Source organism: Streptomyces sp. NPDC055140, from assembly GCF_053607285.1.
The window spans coordinates 150,017-170,725 of sequence record NZ_JBSGTG010000006.1 but is presented as its reverse complement, the minus strand read 5'-3'; the positions used below and the strand labels follow the sequence as shown (position 1 = coordinate 170,725).

At 68.7% G+C, this 20,709-nt stretch carries 13 protein-coding genes and 2 pseudogenes; 5 read left to right on the top strand and 10 right to left on the bottom strand.

Annotated elements, in window-relative coordinates:
- Positions 1-18: 18 nt before the first annotated feature.
- The 6 genes from ACWFR4_RS14585 to ACWFR4_RS14560 all read right to left on the bottom strand — a co-directional run bounded on the left by ACWFR4_RS14585 (position 19) and on the right by ACWFR4_RS14560 (position 11,071).
- Entirely contained in the window at positions 19-3,129 is a 3,111-nt protein-coding gene (locus tag ACWFR4_RS14585) for a S8 family serine peptidase (RefSeq protein WP_453652693.1), read from the bottom strand.
- 220 nt (positions 3,130-3,349) lie between these two features.
- Positions 3,350-4,873, bottom strand: coding sequence for a glycosyltransferase family 39 protein (locus ACWFR4_RS14580; RefSeq protein ID WP_453652691.1), 1,524 nt, complete (start codon positions 4,871-4,873; stop codon positions 3,350-3,352).
- Positions 4,870-6,480: an ArnT family glycosyltransferase gene (locus tag ACWFR4_RS14575; RefSeq protein ID WP_453652689.1), complete on the bottom strand. Its 1,611-nt coding sequence runs from the start codon at positions 6,478-6,480 to the stop codon at positions 4,870-4,872. Before ACWFR4_RS14575 ends, ACWFR4_RS14580 begins: the two co-directional genes overlap by 4 nt.
- Entirely contained in the window at positions 6,477-7,466 is a 990-nt protein-coding gene (locus ACWFR4_RS14570) for a glycoside hydrolase family 26 protein (protein ID WP_453456170.1), read from the bottom strand. Before ACWFR4_RS14570 ends, ACWFR4_RS14575 begins: the two co-directional genes overlap by 4 nt.
- Entirely contained in the window at positions 7,466-8,836 is a 1,371-nt protein-coding gene (locus ACWFR4_RS14565) for a glycosyltransferase family 2 protein (RefSeq protein WP_453456270.1), read from the bottom strand. The genes ACWFR4_RS14570 and ACWFR4_RS14565 overlap by 1 nt, the downstream gene beginning before the upstream one ends.
- A gap of 648 nt (positions 8,837-9,484) precedes the next feature.
- Positions 9,485-11,071, bottom strand: coding sequence for a long-chain-fatty-acid--CoA ligase (locus ACWFR4_RS14560; RefSeq protein WP_453652687.1), 1,587 nt, complete (start codon positions 11,069-11,071; stop codon positions 9,485-9,487).
- Between the two features lie 232 nt (positions 11,072-11,303).
- Between ACWFR4_RS14560 and ACWFR4_RS14555 the strand changes: the two genes are divergently transcribed.
- Entirely contained in the window at positions 11,304-12,467 is a 1,164-nt protein-coding gene (locus ACWFR4_RS14555; RefSeq protein WP_453652685.1) for a TetR/AcrR family transcriptional regulator, read from the top strand.
- A 72-nt stretch (positions 12,468-12,539) separates the two neighbouring features.
- On the opposite strand, the gene ACWFR4_RS14550 is transcribed toward ACWFR4_RS14555, so the two are convergent.
- On the bottom strand, positions 12,540-13,748 hold the full coding sequence (locus ACWFR4_RS14550; RefSeq protein ID WP_453652683.1) for an oxygenase MpaB family protein: 1,209 nt from the start codon (positions 13,746-13,748) through the stop codon (positions 12,540-12,542).
- A gap of 340 nt (positions 13,749-14,088) precedes the next feature.
- On the opposite strand from ACWFR4_RS14550, the gene ACWFR4_RS14545 reads away from it, so the two are divergent.
- Complete coding sequence (locus ACWFR4_RS14545; RefSeq protein ID WP_453652681.1) at positions 14,089-14,487, top strand: aldehyde dehydrogenase family protein; 399 nt, start codon at positions 14,089-14,091, stop codon at positions 14,485-14,487.
- 40 nt (positions 14,488-14,527) lie between these two features.
- On the opposite strand, the pseudogene ACWFR4_RS14540 reads toward ACWFR4_RS14545, so the two are convergent.
- A pseudogene (locus ACWFR4_RS14540) lies at positions 14,528-14,915 on the bottom strand (potassium-transporting ATPase subunit B); the annotation flags it as partial.
- A gap of 288 nt (positions 14,916-15,203) precedes the next feature.
- Between ACWFR4_RS14540 and ACWFR4_RS14535 the strand changes: the two are divergent.
- The 3 genes and pseudogenes from ACWFR4_RS14535 to ACWFR4_RS14525 all read left to right on the top strand — a co-directional run bounded on the left by ACWFR4_RS14535 (position 15,204) and on the right by ACWFR4_RS14525 (position 17,814).
- Positions 15,204-16,148, top strand: coding sequence for a TauD/TfdA dioxygenase family protein (locus tag ACWFR4_RS14535; protein WP_453652679.1), 945 nt, complete (start codon positions 15,204-15,206; stop codon positions 16,146-16,148).
- Positions 16,149-16,233: 85 nt separating this feature from the next.
- Positions 16,234-16,903 (top strand): annotated as a pseudogene (locus tag ACWFR4_RS14530) (methyltransferase domain-containing protein).
- 305 nt (positions 16,904-17,208) lie between these two features.
- The gene (locus ACWFR4_RS14525) at positions 17,209-17,814 is read left to right on the top strand and encodes a muconolactone Delta-isomerase family protein (RefSeq protein ID WP_453652677.1); all 606 of its coding nucleotides are present in this window, start codon (positions 17,209-17,211) and stop codon (positions 17,812-17,814) included.
- Between the two features lie 131 nt (positions 17,815-17,945).
- On the opposite strand, the gene ACWFR4_RS14520 is transcribed toward ACWFR4_RS14525, so the two are convergent.
- Together ACWFR4_RS14520 and ACWFR4_RS14515 are read right to left on the bottom strand one after the other, a co-directional pair.
- The gene (locus ACWFR4_RS14520; protein WP_453652675.1) at positions 17,946-19,331 is read right to left on the bottom strand and encodes an amino acid permease; all 1,386 of its coding nucleotides are present in this window, start codon (positions 19,329-19,331) and stop codon (positions 17,946-17,948) included.
- 181 nt (positions 19,332-19,512) lie between these two features.
- Positions 19,513-20,658: an aminotransferase class V-fold PLP-dependent enzyme gene (locus ACWFR4_RS14515; RefSeq protein WP_453652673.1), complete on the bottom strand. Its 1,146-nt coding sequence runs from the start codon at positions 20,656-20,658 to the stop codon at positions 19,513-19,515.
- Between the last annotated feature and the right edge of the window lie 51 nt (positions 20,659-20,709).

The window sequence follows — 20,709 nt, the reverse complement described above, 5'->3', positions numbered from 1 at the left end:
CCCCCGGAGCAGTGGTGCCTACTTGAGGCTGTAGGCGCGCACCACGGTCTGACTGACCGTGTTGCCCGCGTCGTCCTTCGCGGTGGCGCGGACCGACACGTCCTTGGCCGACTTCGGCGCCTTGACGTCCACGGTCCACTGGCCGTCAGCCGTCCTGTGCAGGCCGGCGGGGATCCAGTGCGAGCCGTCGTCGTACGACACCTGCAGGGTCGCCCCGTCGACCTTCCCGGCGCCGGTGACCCCGGGCATGTGGGAGGCGGTCAGGGTGAGCGTGGTGCGGCGGGCAGCGTCACCGGTGATGTCGGTGTCCACGCCGTAGTCGAGCTGGATCAGCGGAAGGTTCACCCAGCCGTCCTCGGAGGTGAAGCCCCACTCGGTACGTGTGGCCGGCGAGGTCGGGAAGACCGTCGTCTGGCTGGTCTCGGTGACCAGACGGTAGGGCAGCCGGTCCGGGCTGAGGGTGCCGGCGAGGACGTTCAGCTGCTGGTGGTTGGTGGACTTGATCAGTGTGTCGCCCTGGTACAGGGACACTGTCTGATGCAGCTGGCTCGGGGTGGGCCGCCAGTCGCCGTAGTCGTAGCCGGTGTGGCGGGTCCCTCCGTCGCCCCAGGCGGGGACGTTGAGGGAGAAGGCGCTGCCCTGCCGGTTCGGCAGGATGCTGTCGCCCAGCCGGGGGTGGATCACCGGCGAGAACCACTGGTCGGCGGTCCGGGAGCCCGGCTTCGGGTCGGCGATCGGCGCGCGCTCCTCAACCACGTTGGTGATGCCGGACTTCTCGTACCACCGGAACTTCCCCTTGCCCGCGGTGACCCAGTCGGTGCGGGTGGTGCCGGTCTGCTGGTAGGTGTCGAACCCGACGGCGTAGTTGTCGAAGTCCTGCAAGTCGTACCGGCCGTTGTAGCCGTTCGGGTCGGGCTTGCCGGCGTACCGGGAGTCGAGTCGGGCCAGCTCGCTCAGCTTGGGACGGTAGGTCATGTCGGCCGCCGGGACGTTGCCGTCGTGGCGGTAGACCAGGTCGTAGACGTACGGCGAGGTGCCGGTCGCGGCGGAGGTGACCTTCAGCTCGAAGCCGCGACGCTCGGCCGCCTCGATCAGTGCCGCGCCCTCGTCGGCCCGGAGGGTCGCGACCGGGATCGGGCCGGTGGTCGCGGCGTCGGCGGCGCCGTACCAGGTGCTCAGCCGGCCGGCGCCGTCGTTGACGACCAGCAGCTGCTCGGCGCCCGCGGCGGCCGCCGCAGCGGCCTGCGCCGCATTGGCCTTGACCTGCTCTTGGAACGAGGCCTTGCGGTCGTACGTCACCACGACGGCCTTGCCCTTGACGTCCAGCCCGGCATAGTCGGCCTCCGTGCCCTTGCCGGCGTGGACGACGCCGATCCGGCCGGTGCCCGCAAGGAGCTTCGGCGCACCGTTCTGGAGCAGGGGGTCGAGATCGCCCCGGTCGGAGAGCGGCCGCTGCGTGGCCTTGAGCGAGAGCTGCGGCCGGGCCTTGCGCCAGCGGGTGACGAAGTTGAAGCTGCCGGTGGTCACCTTGGCCGTGCTCTGTACCCAGACGCTGGTGTAGGCGGCCGGCAGCATGTAGCTCTCGTTGCGGCTGTAGCCGTCGGTGACCCGGTTCCACTCGACCCTGGTCGTCAGGTCCTCGGTGTGCTGCGGTGCCACCGAGGTGACGCGGTGCGCCTTGCGTGCGTCGAGGTCCGCCTCGCGGTCGCCGTCCAGGTTGATCTGCGGGACAGACAGCACGCCGAGACCGAGGTCGTCCGAAGCGGCCGCGCCGGGCAGGTTCGCGAACATGACCGCCGAGTACTCGCCCTTCGGCAGGCGCAGCGTGAGCCGGCCGCTCTCCGGGACAGCCACCGGCACGGGCCACTGGTCGCCGGTCCGGTAGATCGCCACCCGGCCGGCCATCGGCGCGCCGGTGCGGTCGCTGGTCTTGATCGTGAGGTTGTAGCGCTCTGCCTCGCGGTTGATGCCGATCAGGGTGTGCGCGACCGCCTTGCCGTCGGCGCCGGTCGCCTCGACCAGACCGTCGGTGACGCCGTACGGGGCGGCGCCCGGGTCGCCGGTGACGGTCACCTGCGCGGTGCCGTGGGCCGGGACGGTGACGGTGGGCGCGGAGAGGGTGAAGATCTTGCCGGCCACGGGGGAGCCGTCCACATCGGTGGCCTTGGCGGTCAGGTTCAACGAGACATCGGTGTCACCGGTGTTGGTGTAGGTGACGGTCTTCGCCGACGGCTGGTCCGCGGTGTGCGGCCAGGGGTAGAAGCCGGACCAGGCGGTGGCCGAGGCGTGGACGCTTCCGAGCACCGCGGCCTCGGCGTCGACACGGCCGCTGCCGCCCTTGGACAGCTGGATGTCCGGGGTCGCCTTCGTGGTGCTGACCAGGGCGTCCTTGATCTGCCGGCCGGTCCAGTCCGGGTGCTGCTGGGCGACGAGCGCCGCGGCGCCGGCGACGTGCGGGGTCGCCATCGAGGTGCCGCTCATGGTCATGTACGAGCCGGTGCCCGGGGCGTATTGCGAGTGGGCGGCCAGGATGTTCACACCGGGGGCGGTGACCTCCGGCTTGAGCGCGCCGTCGGAAATCCGCGGGCCCCAGCTGGAGAAGTTGGCGAGATCGTCGCCCGAGTCCACCGCGCCCACGGTCAGCGCGGAGGTCGCCGCGCCCGGCGAACCGATGCCGCCCGCACCGGAGTTACCGGCGGCGATGACGAACAGCGCACCGGTGGAGTCGCTCAGGTCGTTGACGGCCTGGGCCATCGGGTCGGTGCCGTCGCTCGTCTCCGAGGAGCCGAGGCTCATGCTGATGACCTTGGCGTGCTTGGTCTCGGCGGCCCACTGCATGCCCGAGATGATCCAGGACTCCGCGCCGGAGCCCTCGTTGCTGAGGACCTTGCCGACCAGCAGCTTCGCGCCGGGGGCGACGCCCTTCTCCTTGCCGCCGGAAGCGGCGCCGGTACCGGCGATGGTGGAGGCGGTGTGGGTGCCGTGGGCGTGACGGTCGGTCACGTCCTGGTCGGGCACGAAGCTCTTCGAGTCGGCGATCTGTCCGGCGAAGTCGGGGTGTCCCGCATCGATTCCGGGTCGAGCGGTCGACACCGAACCGGCAGGCCGGTACGTCGTGCGTGGCGCCATGCCCCGGAGACGCACCAGCGTGGCCAACAGCCGGTCAATGAAGACCCGTTTGTACTCGGCGTCGACGCCCACTGCCCTGCGGCGAGGACGCGCAGTGAGTACCGCTTGGTGGCGTCCGTGCCGCAACGGGCCGATCCAGCGCAGGGCTGCCGCAGCTGCTTGGCGTCGGTCTTCCGCGAGATCTATTGAGAACCCTGGTCCTGCTTCGTGGTGTTGTTCATCAGCGGCTGCGGCGCTCGAGCAGCTGGATCGTCAGGTTGTGCAGCCGGTTGGTACGCACCACCGTGAACCGCCCGGCCACCGCCGCCGCAGTGCTCGGTCTCATGCCGGAGCGCGGATCGCCCGCCGCCGTCGACACCAACCACAGGCGCCGACGGCCGGCCAGGCAGGTGCTGGGCACATCGCACTCGTTCGCCTGGTACCAGCCGGTCTCCTGAGGTGTCTGCTTCATCAGGACATCCTTGGGCGGGGCGCCCTCGCGCAGCTCGTACGCCATGGCCTTGCGCACCCCGAAGTCGCCGTTGAAGATGATGCCGTCTCCGGGGCGCTGTCCGGCCGTCACAATGCGTCCCGCGGCCGCGAAGTCGGGCTCGCCCGGGAGATCCTGGCGGGCCGACACGAGGGCCGGCAGAGCCTGGAAGGCGAACCCTGCCAGAGCGCCGGTCATCAGCACTGCGCTCGCCAACCGTCTCCAGCGGCCCGTCCGCACCGCGAAGGTCAGCGCATCCGCGCAGCGGACCGCACCGGCCGCCGCAAGCAGCAGCCAGGCCGGGACCGTGAACAGCAGATACCTGGGCAGGAAGAGATGGAGCCGGTCGGATGTGAGGAAGGTCAGAACCGGCGGGAGTACGGCCCAGACAGTCGGTGTGAGGGCCTTGCGACCGGCCGTCAGCAGCCCCACGACGCCGAGGCTCATCACGACGGCGCCGGTGAACCATGACCCGAACAGCTCCATCGGGTACGTGGCCAGTTCCCCCGGGGTCGCATTGTTCCAGGCGATCTGATCGGATTGCCGCGAGCCTTTGTTGACCATGGGGATGACCATGGACGTGCCCATGACGACCGCGCAGCCGAACGCCCAGTTCACGAAGTAGGTGCCCCCGCGTCTTGCACGCAGGACCGCCACGGCATGGGCCGCCAGCACACAGAGAGCCACCAGGTGGCTGAGCCCGGTCAAGGTGAGGGCGAGCGTGTAGAGCGACCAGCCCTTGAGCGACGGCCGCTCCAGAGCACGCAGCAGCAGAAGCGTGGCGAGCAGGGAGAACAGCATCGCGAAGGCGTAGGGGCGGGCCTCCTGCCCATAGCGCGTGACGGTCGGCACGAGGGCGAACAGCAGGCCCGCCACGAGTCCGGTACGTGGGGTGAACATCTGCCGCCCGAGGAGTCCCAGTAGCCCGGCCGACGCCGCCATCGCAAGCCCCTCGGGCAGCCTCAGGGCGGCCGGCGAGGCACCGACCAGCGCGATCCAGAGGTGCATCACGGCGTAGAACGGCGCGAAGACGACATCGATGTGCTCGATCAGAAAGCCAAGGTCCGGATACCCGATCGAGGACGCCCACCAGGTGCAGTGTTCATCGCGCCACAACTGACGATGCCCGATGCCTGGCAGGACACAGGCCAGCGCGACGAACATGGGCAGCAGGAAGAGAAGGAGCGGAACCCGCTGGTCGCGCGCCGACCGGGCGGTGATTTCGGTCCCGACGGCGTGAGGCCGGGGGACGAGATCGGCGGTCGAGGAGGTCATCGCTTCACCCAGATCCGAAAGCGGCCGGTTTCACTGAACGGCACGGCGCCCAGGAGGCGGTATCTGCCGCTGCTGCGCACTGCCTCGGTGATGACGGGGTCCAACTCCGGCATGGCGACCCCGTCGAGCACGACCAGGTCGAACCAGCCGTCGGCGAGCGCCTTTCGATAGCCGTCCTTGCCGTGGTGCACGGTGCCATGGGCGTCCTTGTAGCCCATGTAGTAGAGCGACGACCAACGGGTCTGGTCCGTGATGTCCCGCAGGTAGTACACGGGAGTATTGGGGCTCTCGGCGAGGTAGCGGCCCCCGTCCGGAGTGATGTGCGGTCTGAGCACCTTGTTGAGCTGGCTCGTCTCGGGCCACGAGGTGAACCATTCGGTCGACTTCGTCACCCCCACGCAGAGCGTGGCGACCCACAGGACACAGGCTAGTTGGGGAAACCGGAAGTGCGCGCCCACGAGCCGGGTCAGCCCGACACCGGCCATGGGCGCGGCGAACAGCAGGCCGAATCCCAGGTGTTTGGAGAGGGCGACGGAGGTGGCGAGATGGATCTGGTAGGCGGGGGCGAGCAGCGCTGTGGCGCACAGCAGCAGACCCAGAAGGGCGCGCCAGATTCCGCCCGGGACACCGAGGCGCACTGTCGAAGGCGATTCGTTCATCTGGCCCCGGCGGGCGTAGGCGATGGCGCCGCCGCACGCGGTCAGGAACATCAGACCGCCCCATTCGGCGGACTTCCCTACGAGCTCCCGCACGCCGTCATGGCCGTGCTCACGTGCGGTGGTGGTGGCGCGCACGCCGTCGAGTACGTCGCTGTAGTGGAGCCCGGCGAGGATCGGGACGGCCACACCGATCACGAACAGCACGGCACGGACCATGCTTGACCTGCCGCGGTGCGGCCAGGAGACAAGCGCGGCGAGCACGACCAGAGTCGGCAGGTAGAGCCCGGCGGCATACTTGGTGGCAACGGCCAGGACGGCGACCGGCGCGGCGAAAAGCACCGCCGCGACGGGTGCCCGGTCGGTCCGGACGATGATCCAGGCCGTGAGGGCGAGCAGGAAGACGGCCGCCGCGTCGTACGTAGCGAAATGGCCGAGCACCATCGTGGACGGGATCACCGCGAAGACCGCGGACGCGGCGAGCGCCGGCCGCTCACTGAAGAGTCGCCGGGTCATGGCGTACAGGACCGTATTGGCTCCGAGCATGAAGAACAGGCTCAGCAGGCGGGCACCTGCCAGTCCGAACTTGGCGTCGACGACCGCGGCCACCACGGGATAGATGAGCGGGGAACCCGAGAAGTAGCTCGTGTAGTCCGTCGGCACCGGTGTGCCGTACAGCAGGTGGTGGATCTGCACATGCCCGGAACTGAGGTAGACCGCCTCGTCCTGGAAAGCGGTGTTGTGCAGCCGGAGTGACAGTGTCGCCTGAAACAGCAGGACGCTCAGCAGGATCGCCCGGCTGACCCAGGTACGGCGACGGCAGCCCGCAGAGCTCCAGGCCGCCTGTGGGACCGTCGGGACCCGGTAGGCCGGAGTTGCCGGGGCAGGCAGGCCGCCGGCTGGTGACGGGACCGGGAGGACCGTCCGGGGGCCGCGTTCTGTGGACGTCATTTGACCTTCCGCACGTCGAAGCCGTAGAGGTCGTCCGCAGCGAGGCGCTTGAACTCGGCGAGGCCGGCGGGATTCACCGACAGCCGCCAGTCGGCGCGTGCCTTGTAGTCGAACCAGGCGAATCCGACGATGTCGGGGGCGGCCGTGACGCCCTCGAAGAGTGCACGCACGTCGCCCGCTCTGTGGTTGCCGGGCATGGCGCCCGTCTCCAGGAGGAGCAGCGGCTTGTTGGTGAACCTCCGCACCTCTTCTTCGGTCGGCCCGAACAGGCCCTCGAAGGTGTGCGGGTCCCAGTCGGTGAAGTAACCGATCAGGCCAACCCAGTCGACATAGTTGCCGCCCGGGTAGAACGGTTTGAGGTTCTGGTGCCCAACGGGGTTGATGATGTTCGGCGACCAGGCCCAGATCGCATTGGTGGCCCCCACGTCCTCGAAGACGTCGTGGATGTGGCGCCAGGCCCTGACGTACTCCTTGGGTGTCGTCCCGGTGGTCCCCCACCTCTCCCAGTCGCCGTTCATCTCGTCCGCGAAGCTGATCGCGAACGGGATGTTCAGCGCACTCGCCGCCTTCGCGTACTTCTTGATGTAGTCGTCGGACGCGCCGTCGGCGATCTTTGTGAGGGAAGTGTTGTGCGGTTCCCACGACACGACGGTCAGCGCGCCGGCTTTCCAGGCGTTGCGCACGCCTGTGGCGTCGAAGCCGTCACCCCAGGCGGCGTAGTACGCGATGAGGTTCGGCTTCTTGCCGACCATCCGGGCGTACTCGGTCACCGGCTTCATGGAGTTCGGCGCCTTGGGCCGGGAGACCCCGAAGTACTTGTTCTGCGGATGGATCAACGGGCGTACGTCGTAGGGCAGTTCCGGCGCCGGTGCGGCCGGGACGTGCGCCCTGGAGTAGGCGGAGGAGCCCGGGCTGCAGGCAGTCACCGCGAGCACACAGGTGGTGAGTGGCACGAGCAGGGCGGTGATGGCACGGGACACGCGCATCAGTGGGCTCCCATCGAACGAGGTTGCAGCATGACCCGGCCGACGATCAGCGCATAGAAGAGTCCTGAGGCCAGAAGGAGGGCGAAGTCGGGCGCGTTCAGGGTGAGCATGCGCCAGGCCGCTGCGCCCACCCAGAGCACGGCGGTGCCGCCGCCCCAGAGCCAAAGGCCGATCCAGCGTCGTCGGACCCCGTTCTTCCGCGCACCGGAGGAGCCCGTGGCCTGCCAGCCCATGCGTTTGCCGCGCAGCATGTCCCAGATCGCGCAGACGTGCGCCCAGCCGTACATCATGCGGGCCGCCCACGCCTCCAGGCGGTAGGGAGCCTGGTGCCACATCGGGAACACGACCGTCGTGTAGACCACGCTGGGCAGCACCAGCCAGAGCGTCTCGGCCCTGGGCTTGTCCGGGAACGCCGACAGTAGAACGATCGGGATCACGGGTGCCGCGAAGGTGAAGAGAGCCGTGTGGATGTAGTAGAAGAACCCGGACAGGTAGCAGAGTCTGCTGGAGAACCTGAGCCTGGTCCGCCAGAACTTCGAGCTGCCCATCAGACTCATCGAGCCCGCGCACCAGCGGTACTGCTGGTTGAAGAAGGCTGCGGTGTTGTCCGGGCACACGCCCGCCGACAGAGCGACCGGCACATAGCGCAGGTCCCAGCCGAGACCCCTCAGGTCGAAGCCGGTGTGCACATCCTCCGAATGCTCGATCAGGGTGGTGCCGCCGTTCTCCTCCAGAGCCGCGCGCCGGTAGACGGCGCAGCTGCCGACGCAGATCGCCCCGTCGCGGTTCTGCCGTGAGACCTGTACGGCCCGGTAGAACAGCTCCTGGACGGCGCCTGCCCCGCGCTCGATCCAGTTCTGCGCGTTCAGCACCCGGAAGTACTGCGGGGACTGGACAATGGCGAGCCGGTCGTCCGCCGCCATGTACGGCAGCAGTTCCTCCAGAAGATCCGCGCGCGGCGCGAAGTCGGCGTCGAGGATGAGGATGTACGTGCCGTCCGTGCCGTCGAACCCGAAGTGCAGGTTGCCGGCCTTCTTGAACCAGCCGCGGTTCTTCCGGGTGTCGCAGCGGAAGCCGAAGTCCGCGGCCATGGCGCGCAGTTCGGGGCTGGCCGAATCGTCCAGGACGAACGGCTCACAGACGCCCGGATAGCGGTCCGCGAGGGCCCGCACATGGGTCCAGGTGTTGTGCAGCACCTCGATTGGCTCACCGCACACCGGCAGGAAGACGTCGACCGAGGGATAAGTGTCGGGGCGCCAATCACCCACGAGTCTTCGATGCTGCTCGACATCGAAATCGCGGGTGAACAGGTTCACCCCCATCGAGATCAGGTAGTAGAGCACCGTGAACGTCAGCAACGGCGAGAACATCCACAACAACGGCGTGGAGGAGGCCAGCCTGAACTGACTCAGCGCCAGGCAGCCGATGCTGACCAGTGAACTGACGTTCAGCACGGCCAGGCGACGCTTGGCGTAGGCGTACTTCTCGGTGTCTGTAGGTGGTGTCGGCAGCAGACCGGGTGACGCCGGCTTGCTCGTCGTGTGCCGAAGGGTTGGCTGCCGTTTTGTTCCGGGGCCTGCCACACGGGCGGCCTCAATCGAGCTCATATGGATCTCCCAGACCGCCAGACCCGCACTGAACGGGGCGACGTGCCGGGAAAGTTACGCCGGGTTTCACAGGCCGGGGGGTACCACGGCCATTCCAGAATCAGACTTAACACGAACTACTGGAACATTTACGCGCAATGCCGCAGAAGTGAGGAAATGAGAATATTCGTCGATATATCCGTATGACTCGGCGCCGGCGGCCGCGCTACGCCATGCCGAGTAGCTCCTCAGCAGTAGCCGACCCTGGGCCCTGGGCGGCGTTCGTTTGTTCCTCGCCTACTTGCTGCGGACGGCCAGCAACTCTTCGGCGGGGTAACGGACTTCCTGGAGCGTCGGCGCCCGCAGTCGCACGATACACATGGCGGAGAAGTCCATGCGGTCCCCCTGCGGCTCCGAGCAGGGCGGCGGCGCTCACCCCTCGTCCTGTCCTTGCATGCGTGCTGCGTCCTGGGTGCAGAGCAGGGGCTTGACCACCTTGCCGCCCGCGTTACGGGGAAGCTCGGCAACCGGCACGAGGTCCTTCGGCCACTTGAAAGAGGCGAGCTTTCCGTCGAGGAACTCCGTCAGCTCCCGCAGCGACAGGCCGGCTCCCGGGGTGACGGTGACGTAGGCGACCGGCACCTGGCCCCAGTGCTCGTCGGACCTGCCGATCACTGCGACCTCCCGTACGCAAGGGTGTGCGGCGACGGCGTTCTCCAGTTCGGCGCAGTAGATGTTCTCGCCGCCACTGATGATCATGTCCTTCTTGCGGTCGACCACCCAGACGAAGCCCTCGTCGTCCCGCCTGACCAGGTCACCGGAGTGGAACCAGCCTCCTTCGAAGGCATCCGCGGTCTCCTGCGGCTTCTTCCAGTACCCCTGCATCAGCGTCGGCCCGCGGTAGACGATCTCACCGATCTCGCCCACGGCGACATCGTTCATGTCCGCGTCGACGACGCGGTACTGGATGCTCGGGATCGGCCGGCCGACCGAGCCGAGCTTGCGCAGTGAATCCTCACCACGGAGTACGCAGGTGATGGGCGAGGTCTCGGTCTGGCCGAACACGGCCACGTTGAGTGCGTCGGGGAACTTCTCACCCATGGCGCGCAGGGTCGCATCGCTCGCGGGGGCGGCACCCCAGCTGATGATCCGCAGCTTCAGGGCACGCTTGCCGATGTCGGCCTGTGCGCAGATCAGGTCCCACTGCTGGGGAACGTTGAACACGACGGTTGCGCCTTCGCGTTCATAGGCGTCGAGCACCGCCCGCGGGTCGAAGGCGCCCAGCGGGTGGATCACGGCCGTGCTCCCGACCAGGAAGTTCGCCACGATCGAACCCAGACCCGCGATGTGGAAGAAGGGCGCAGTCAGGAAACCGACATCGGAGTCGTCGAATATCTCCATCGCGCGGATGCACGTGATCGCCTGTACCTGCATGTTGCGGTGGGACAGCATCACTCCCTTCGGCCGGCCGGTGGTGCCCGAGGTGTACATGATCAGCGCGGTCGACTCCTCGCTGATGTCGGGCAGTTCCATCGGCTCGTACGCCGACAGGAACTCCTCGTACGCGGTGCGGCCGTCGGCCTCGGCCTCGCCCGATTCACCGATGACGACGACCGTGCCGATCGACGCGGCGTTCGGCACGGCCTGGAGCAGCGGCAGGAGATGTGCGTCGACGACGATCGCGGAAGGAGCGCAGTCGGTGAGGATGTAGTCGAGTTCCAGCGGCGCGAGCCGGAAGCTGAGCGGCACGGCCATGGCGCCCAGGCTGTTCGCCGCGAACACACTCTCCACGAACCACGGATGGTTCAGCGTGAGCATGGCGACGCGGTCACCCGCAGCGACGCCTCGGTCGGCGAGCGCCGCGGCCAGTTGCAGCGAACGCCGCGACAACTGCGCCCAGGTCGTGGTCTCCCCGAGGTACCGCAGCGCGGGCTTGTCGGGTCGCATCATCGCGTGGGTGGCGGCCTGGGACATCCAGTGGTGCCGGAAGGACCAGGCGGGCGCCGTGTCGGTCGACATGGACGACTCCTCAGGAGCGTAAGGGGGCGTATCGATCGGTGGCCGCTGCGGCATTGTGCCGTTCAATGCTGCGGTTCGAGAAGTGTCTTGACGCATTTTGTTAATGGAAAATCACATGGGTGGCGTCTTGGGACCGCCTGTCGCCCGGTCGGCACACGGGTGGGCCCAGGGCCTGCTCACCGTGTGGTTGACTGGGCCGTATGGCCCCGTCTCCGCATTCGTGTGTGCGTTCATGACCGCCGAGCCGAGCGCGGCCACTCGCCCTCGCAACCGCAGGCAGCTCATCGTCGAGGCGGCCGGCCGGCTCTTCAGCGAGCGCGGCTATCACGCGGCGTCCATGGAGGAGATCGCCGCCGGTGTGGGCATCACCGCCACGGCCCTGTACCGGCACTTCCCGAACAAGTACGCACTGTTCGCCGAGTGCGCGCACACCATGGTGGACCGGCTCGTCGCCGCGCTCGACGAAATGCCGCCCGCGGCGGCCCCGGCAGACGTACTCACCGCCCTCATCCGGGTCACCGTCGCGCATCGCGCGTCGGGCGGCGTGTACCGATGGGAAGCCAGGTACCTCGACCGTGACGATCGCAGGCTTCTCAAGGCGAAGTTCGGGCGCGTCGTCGGGCGGGTCACCGAGGCGGTGCGGCGCGAGGGTCCGCTCTCCGACGAGCAGCTGCGGGTCGCGGCGGCTCTCGGCGCGATCGGGTCCATCACGATGCATCGCACCTCCATTGCTCAACGTCGGCTCGAGGAACTGCTGTTGGCGTGCGCCCTGCGCGTGATCGCGACCGAACTCGTACCGGCCATGAGGAGCAAGCGCTCCGTCGAGCTGCCGGCCCTGCCGGTGGCGCGCTCACGGCGCGCGGAGATCCTCGCGGCCGCCGTCCCGCTGTTCGCCCGGGACGGGTTCGCCAACGTCACGAACGGCCAGATCGCACAGGCGGTGGGGCTGGCCCCGTCCGCCCTCTACCGCCACTACCCGGGCAAGGTCGACATCCTGGCGGCGGCATGCCTGCAGGCGGCGGGGCTGCTGGCTCAGGCGGTGGACCGGAGCCTGCAGAAGGTGGCCGATCCGCATGACGCCGTCGCGGCGCTGGCGGCGACGTACGTGGCCTACAGCTTCGAGCACACCGCCCTCACAAGTGTCGCCGAAGCCGAGTTCGTCGGCCTGCCGGCCGGCCTGCAGCGCCCCTTGGTCCTTGCGCAGCGTGAGCACATCGCCGTCTGGGAACAGCAGTTGCGACTTGCCCGTCCGGACCTGGACCCGCGCCAGGCCCGGGTGCTGGTGCACGCCGGGTTCGGCGTGGTCGTCGAGGCCGGGCGGAGACTGCGCTGGCAGGACAGCCCTGACCACCGGGCCGCCGTAACCGGGTTGGTCGTGGGTGCTCTGGGGCTCTGAGCAGACCGTGCAGATGCCCGTCCCGTGGCGGGTGGGCCGCGGGACGGGCCTGCGCGCGACCGGTCCGGGGGCTCAGGAGGTCGGCCTGTTTCCCGTCGGGATCACGATGGGGGTGGTCGTCCCCGAGGAGCCGTTGTTCAGGAACGCCATGGCCAAGGCGCGCACGAACTGGTCGAATACGTAGAAGGCGGCGGGCGCGACGGGCGACAGCCCCTCGCGGAACAGGATGAAGGCCGGCCAGGCGGTGCGGATCAGTGCCGCCGAGGCGTAGTCGCGCTTCAGCCCCAGCCAGTCGCCGATCTCGTTGCTGAGGACGTAGCGTACGAACTCGTTGAGGAATCCGCGCGTGACGCCCAGGTCGACCTGCGCGGTCAACCCGAGCAGGTCCTCGGCCAGTTCGATGCCCTCGGTCGTCGGGGCGAGGATCGGCGTGAGTACCTGCCCCGACTGTGCTTCCGCGTCGGCCCACGACTTGGGGATGTACTCGTCCCGCACACCGAGCAGGTGCAGGGCGACCTGCCAACTGTGCAGGAAGGCGTCCTGGTCCTCAGCCGAGAACGGGACCTTCCAGTCGAGCAGCTTCCTGCGCACGAAGGTGCCCAGGCTGTGGAAGGTGACCAGGATGTCGGCGTTGCTGATCGGGATGTCCTCGTCCGTGACCGCCCGCCAATGGGGCGACTGCGGCAACAGGTGACGCACCGCGGCGTGCACCACACGCGTCTTGTTGGCGGTCACCACGAACTGGCCCGTCGGCTCGAAGCCCTTCAGCTGGGCCAGGTCGTAGCCGAACGTGAACGTCTTGGCCGCGCGGTCCTTCATGTCGGCGCCGCCCGCGGACCAGTAGACACTCCTGGCCTCCCGCGGGATCACGGTGCTCATGATCCCGCTGCCGAGCCCGTAGAGCATGAAGAGGTAGGTGTCCTTGCGCCGGTTGAAGTCGGCGGCGCGAGCCAGCTTGCCGGAATCCGCCCAGGAGGGCAGCTTGTTGACCCTCTGCAGGTATGCGGTGAGGTCGGCCGGCAGGCCGCGGGGCAGCGGGTCGTTGTTGTTCACCCACGACGCCATCGCGGTGTTGACCGCGGGAACCTGGCCGTTGTCGAAGAGCGAGGCCACCAGCTGGTCCACCTCGTCGTCCCACACGTATTCCGGGTCGGTTCCCGTGCCGGTTCCGGCGACCGAGCCCGTCGGCGACCACGCCCACGCGTTGGTGGTGCTCGTCGCGCTCACGAGGCCCAGCGCGGCACCGAGGGACAGGACTCTTCTGCGGCTGAGATGTGGCATTGACTTGCTCGCTTTCCTGGTAGGACGTGCGGCGCATCTCACCTTGTTCGGCGCGGAGTTGGAGTTGCCCGCACGTTTCAAAGCTTGTTCCAGGATGTGATTTCTGATTAACATAGCGAGGCGCACTGTCGTCGACAAGGGCATCGACGTGACCGACGAGCCGCCGGCTCGGGCCCCCCGCCTGTCGGATCCGCACGGGCGAGCCGGACGAAGGGCCACGGCGTTCCGGCTCGAACCAGTCCCGTACGACCGAGGAGCCCGCGTGACCACGTAGCAGGACCAGATCCTCGCGCCCGACAGCCCTGCGCCCGACAGTCCCGCGCCTGACGGCCCTGTGACGATGAGCTCTCGACCCGTGTGGGTGACGAACGAGTTGATCGCGCAGTGGTGCGCGTGGGTGCGCCGTGACACGTCGCGTCGCGGGCCCGACACTGCCGAGTCCGTGACCGCGGTCGCACCGTTCGACCTGGCGCCGATCGCCGCCGTTCCCGCGTGCGCCCCGGAGGACGTCGCGGCGGCGGTGGTCGGTGCCCGGGCGGACCGGCCGGAGTGGGCAGGGACGACGCTGAGGCGCCGCGGCGATGTGGTACTCGCCTTCCACGACCTGCTGTTGGAACGGCAGGACGAGGTGATCGATCTAATTCAGTGGGAGACGGGAAAGGCGCGGTATCACGCCTGGCAGGAGGTGGCCCAGGTCGCGGCGATCGCCAGACACTACGCGCGGCGTGCCCGGCACTAATTGCACGGCGCTTACGGCTACATGCTCGAATACCGCACCGCACCGCGGAAATCAGCATGTCGATGAGCTTGATGCCCAGGAAGGGCAGGACGAGGCCGCCGAGTCCGTACAACGTCAGGTTGCACCGCAGCAGCTCGTGCGCCGACGCGGGCGTGTAGCGCACACCCCGCAGCGCGAGTGGGATCAGCGCGACGATGATGAGCGCGTTGAAGATGATCGCCGAGGTGATGGCTGAGGTCGGGCTGTGCAGGCCCATGATGTTGAGCGACTCCAGACCCGGGTGCGCGCCCGCGAACATGGCCCGGGATGATCGCGAAGTACTTGGCGACGTCGTTCGAGATGGAGAAGGTCATCAACGCCTAACGGGTGATGAGGAGTTGCTTGCCCATCTGGACGATCTCGATAAGTTTCGTCGGGTTGGAATCCACGCGTGGTGTCGGCCCGCAGGTCTCTGCGTTAGGGTGGCCGACATGCAGACGCACTCGAACTTCCGTGAGGATGAGCCGCAGCACAGCGGCCCCCGCGGTGAGTGCGCGCCCCGCGGGTACGGCTTTCTGCGCCGCCGCGGCCGGGTGGGTTCGCCCCCGGCGTCTTCCTGTCGCTGAATCCGCCGTAGGCCTCCGTATTCGGGCCTGAGCTTTCCCGTACCGGTTCCCGGAAACGTCGCCTCGCGCCGTCCGCCGCCGACCCCCTTTTGAGCTTCTGAGGAGTTCGCCATGTCGCTCACCCATGACATCGCCCCCGCATCGGCCCTGCGCGACCACCGCATCCCCGCCGACGGCCTGTACGAGGGCGCGCGCATCCTGAATCGCCTGCCGGACGGTGTGCGGGAGCGGCCGTACGAGCGATTCGAACTCGTTCCGCAGGGCCGCGTCATCGGAGCGGAGATCCGCGGCCTCGACCTCTCGCGGCCCGTGTCCGGCGCGGTGCGCGAGGAACTCAACCGCGCGCTCCTCGAATGGAAGGTGCTCTTCTTCCGCGGCCAGCACCTGACCTCCGACGCGCAGCGTCAATTCGCCCGTAACTGGGGTGAGTTGGAGACAAATCCGCTGCTCACCCCCGGTGACGCCGATGACGTGGTCCGCTTCGACAAGTCGGCCGGTGCCGTCCCCACCTACGAGAACGTCTGGCACACGGACGTCACCTTCCGCGCGCGCCCCGCCATGGGGGCCGTGTTGCAGCTGCGGGAGGTGCCGCCGGTGGGCGGTGACACGATGTGGGCGGACATGGCGGCCGCGTACGACAACCTGCCGGTCGAGGTGCGCGGGCGGATCGACGGCGCGAGTGCCGTTCACGACTTCCTGCCGGGCTTCGCACGTTTCTACTCGCCCGAGCAACTGTCCCCGTTCCAGGAGCAGTTCCCGCCCGTCCAGCACCCCGTGGTGCGTCGCCACCCTGAGACCGGACGCCGGATGCTGTTCGTCAACACCTCCTTCACCACCAGGATCATCGGCCTCGAGCGCCCGGAGAGCGACCGCCTGCTCCGGCTGCTCTTCCAGCAGGCCCACGTTCCGGAGTTCCAGGTGCGGTTCCGCTGGCAGGCGGGCGACGTCGCCTTCTGGGACAACCGCGCGACCCAGCACTACGCCGTCAATGACTACGCGCCGTACCCTCGGGTCGCCGAACGCGTGGCGATCGCCGGGGACCGTCCGTTCGGCTGAGCCGGCACGCGGCAGCGTGTCCGGGCGCGTGTGCCGGATGACCGTTGACCGGTCCCGGCGCCGCAGGCCGCCGTATTGTTGGCTGATGCGCGCACGCGATATTGACCGCCCAGCCGATCTCGACGTGGTCCGTGAGTCCTATGACCGGGTGGCCGACAACTACGCCCACATGGTGGTGACGACGGGAGTCGGTGACATCCGTAGCCATCCATGGCTCAAGGCGTCGATCGACGCTTTCGCTGACACCGTGAGCGAGCTCGGGGCCGTCCTCGACGTCGGCTGCGGACCCGGAACGGTGACCGCCTACCTCGCCGAACGCGGACGCGACGTGTCCGGAGTCGATCTCTCACCCCGCATGATCGAAAACGCCCGCCGTCTTCATCCGCAATGCCGCTTCAGCGTCGCCTCCGCCACCGACCTCGACCTTTGAGGAAGGATCCCTTGGCGGCGTACTCGGGTGGTGGTCACTGTTCAACCTCCCTCGCGAGGTCCTTCCTCAGGTCCTCGCCCTGTTCGCGCGCGCCCTGAAGCCAGGCGGCCACTTCATCACCGCAACACACGCCGGTGACGAAGACGCGGTGCGCACCGAGGCCTACGGAGGTGTCCCCGTTCGTTGGACCACGCACAAATGGCGGCCGGAACAGCTCGTGGACCTGATCGAGCAAGCCGGCCTTCGCCCGGTCGCCGAACTCCGGCTCCCCGCAGATGAGCAAAGCGGGCCCGGCCTGGTCATCATGGCCAAGCGCCCCGCCTGAGGAGCAGGCGCCGGCGGTGGCACAGGGTTCGTGCCGGATCCATCACCTGGGGCCTGCCGCTATTTCTCCGTTCGGATACTCCCCAGGGGCCTCTTCGGTGCGCTCCCGTGAGCCCGAGGGTTCCGGGGCGTCCAGGAGGCCCAGGGATTCCAACGGATGCGATCGACCGCCACGCGCGAGACGGTGGATCCAGGTGGCGTTCCGTGTCTCCGCGATGCCCGGGGACCCGGTGACCGCTTCGAGCAGTGTCCGTACCAGCCGTCGTCCGACCCGCACCGCAGCCCCGGCTGAGAGGAGCATCGGCCATGGAATACCTCGTCACCATGACCACCCATGTCCCGGAGGGGACCTCGCAGGCGGAAGTCGACGACGTTCGCACCCGTGAGGCCGCGAACTCCCGCAGGCTTGCCGAACAGGGGCAGCTGCTGAGGCTGTGGCGCCCGCCTCTGTCTCCGGGGGAGTGGCGCACGCTCGGGCTGTTCGCCGCGCAGGACGCCGCGTGTCTGGAGGATGTCCTGTCCTCGATGCCGTTGCGTGTGTGGCGGAGCGACGAGGTCACACCCCTGGCGCCGCACCCGAACGACCCGGGGCCGGCCTCCACCGGTGCATTGGGCGCCGCCAAGGAGTTCCTGGTGACCTTCGCCCCGGCCGCGACCGAGGACGCCACCTCCCAGGCACTGACGGACGCCACCGCGGCGGAGGCGGTCCGTGCGAAGGAGCTGGCCGGACAAGGGCACCTGGTGCGGCTGTGGAAGACGCCTGGCGAGCGCCATGCGCTCGGCTTGTGGCGAGCCCGGGACGCCGCCGAGATGCAGACAGTGCTGGACTCACTTCCCCAGGCACCGTGGCTCTCCATGGAGACGACGCCGCTGAGTGAGCATCCCAGTGACCCGGGGACGGTCAGGAGCTGACGGCTGCCTCGTACGGACGGCGCGCGGAAAGCGGCGCTCCTGGGCCTCGGTGACCTTCTCGACGATCTCCACCTGGGCATCGAAGAGCTGCTGCGGGCCTACACCCGTTGACACTGTCCACAGCCCTCTTTTCAGGGGGTCCGACCCTCTGGCGGCAGCGTGCTGTCCGGCAACGGCTCCGCCGTCTCGTGCCGCCGAGCGCCGAAGCGGTACACGACGATGAGCAGCGCGAAGAACGGCAGGCCGGCTTTCCAGGAGTTCTCCAGGCCCTCGATGAACGCGGTGGAGACCAGGATCGCGGCCAGCGCGAGGGCCGCCGCGACGGTGGTGAACGGAGCGCCGCGCAGCCGGGCCGGCGAGGAGGGGAGGTCGTGGCGGGCGCGGTGGCGGCGGAACATCACGTGCGTGGCGAGGATGAGGATCCACACGACCAGCGCCCCGAACACCGAGATGCCGAAGAGCAGGACGTACGCCGTGTCCTCGGAGTGGACCGAGAGGATCGCGGCGGCGCCCAGGCCGAGCCCGGAAACGGCGAGCGCTCGGTGAGGGACTCCGTCGCGGCCGACCCGTGCGAACATCCGTGGCGCGTGCCGGTCCACCGCCAGGGAGTGGATCATGCGGGTGGCCAGATAGGTGTTGGCGTTGGCGCTGGAGAGCGCCGCGGTCAGCACCACGAAGTTCATGATGCCCGCGGCAGCCGGGACCCCGGCGGCGTCGAAGAGGTGGACGAAGGGGCTCGCCGTGACGTCTCCGCCCGCCGCCGTGCGCGACCACGGCACCACGGTGACCACCACCGCCATGGCCAGAACGTAGAAGAGCGCGAGGCGCACGACCATCCGCCGGGCGGCACGCGGGATGTCTCGCACCGGGTTCTCGGACTCGGCGGCGGTGACCGCGATGATCTCGGTGCCGATGTAGCTGAAGATCACGAAGACGAAGGCCGTGCCCAGACCGCTCATGCCGTGCGGGAGGAGACCGCCGTGCCTCGAGAGGTTCGAGGTGCCCACCGCCTCGTGGCCGGGCAGGCCGAGGAAGACGTAGGCGCAGCCGAGCAGGACGAAGACACCGATCGCCGTGATCTTGATGGTGGAGAACCAGTACTCCAGGCGGCCGAACACCCCGACGGTCAGCGCGTTCGCGGCCAGGAGCAGCAGCGAGAACGCCACCACCGGTGCCCACAGTGGCAGTTCGGGCCACCAGAATCGGACGTAGATGCCGCCGGCGATGACCTCGCCGCCGATCGCGATCACCTGGATCGTCCAGTAGGTCCAGCGGATCACGAAGCCGGCCAGCGGGCCCAGATAGTGGCGGCCGATGGTGCCGAACGAGCCGGTCGCCGGGTGTACGGCGGTCATCTCGGCCAGCGCCCAGCCGATCACCAGGGCGATCAACGCGCAGAGCACGTACGCGATCACGGCGGCGGGCCCCGCAGCGGAGATGGCGAGACCCGAGCCGAGGAACAACCCCGTACCGATGGCGCCGCCCAGGCCCATCATGCTGAGCTGACGTCCCGTCAAGGATCGTTTCAGACCTTGGTCTTGCCTGCCTTGGCCGCCTTGCCGGTCTTGACCGATCTCACCGTGGCCTTGATGCGGATCAGCGGCAGGGGAGGAGGCGGCCGTTGGGCTGCTTCCGGCGTCGTCGGGCATGTCACTCGCTCCGTGGGGTGCGGTGTTCCTGGACGTGCTACTGGACGTGCTACTGGGTCCGTATCTCACCGAGCGCGTCGATCAGCGCGTCGACGTCGGAGGTGTTGTTGTAGTAGTGGAAGGAGACGCGGAGCAGGGTGCCGCGCGGGCTGGTGACGATGCGGCGCTCGGCGAGCGCCGCCGCGAGCGCGTCCGGGGCGGGGTCGGCGATCGCCACCTGCGGGCCGCGCAGTTCCCGGTCGGTGGGCGAGGCGGGCGTCTCGCCGATCTCGGTCAGGCGCGTGTGGGCGTACGTGGTGAGCGCGCCGACGTGCGCCTCGATGTCCTTCGGGTCGACGTCGGCCAGGGTGCGAAGCCCGGCCGCGGCGGCGTACGCGGAGGGGATCGACGGGGTGCCGGTCTCGAAGCGGCGCGCGGTGTCCGGGAAGTCGAGGGAGCGTGGGTCGAAGGCGAAGGGGTCGACTCGGCCGAACCAGCCGGTGAGTTGAGGATCCATGTCGTCGCGCAGGCCGCCGCGTACGTAGAGGAACGCGATGCCGGGGACGCCGAGCAGATACTTCAGCGCGCCGCACACCAGGTAGTCGCAGTCCAACTCTCCTACGTCCACCGGGAGCACGCCCAATCCCTGGTACGCGTCGACGAACACCCGTGCGCCGACCGCGCGTGCCGCTCGGACCGTCTCGGTCACCGGCAGCCGGGCGCCGTTGCGGTAGGAGACCAGCGGTACGGAGACCAGGTTGGTGGAGTCGTCGATCGCGGCGGCGTAGTCCTCGGCGGGGACGGCACCTTCCCGCTCCGGAACATGGCGCACCCGAGCGCCGCGTCGCTCCTGCGCCAGCCAGACGTGGGCGATGGACGGGAACTCCATGTCCGTGGTGACCAGGCCGGGGCGGCGCGACCAGTCCAGCGTGGAGGCCACCTGGTATGCGCCCTCGGAGGCGCAGCCGACCACCGCGATCTCGTCCGGCTGCGCGCCGATGCGGGCGGCGAACGCGGCGCGGGCGGCGTCCACTTGGGTCATCCACTCGCCCCAGGGAGCGCCCTGGCTGCGCATGGACCACTGGAACTCCTGCAGCGCCGTCAGCACGTGCTCGGATGCCGCGCCCTGGCTGCAACTGGCCAGGTGGACCGTGTCCTTGAGGGAGGGGAACCGGGCACGGAAACGCTCGGTGGCGTCGAGGGGCGCGATGGACACGGGGCGGCTCCCATTTCAATCACGGTGAAACTGTTCAGTGCGAGTGATCGA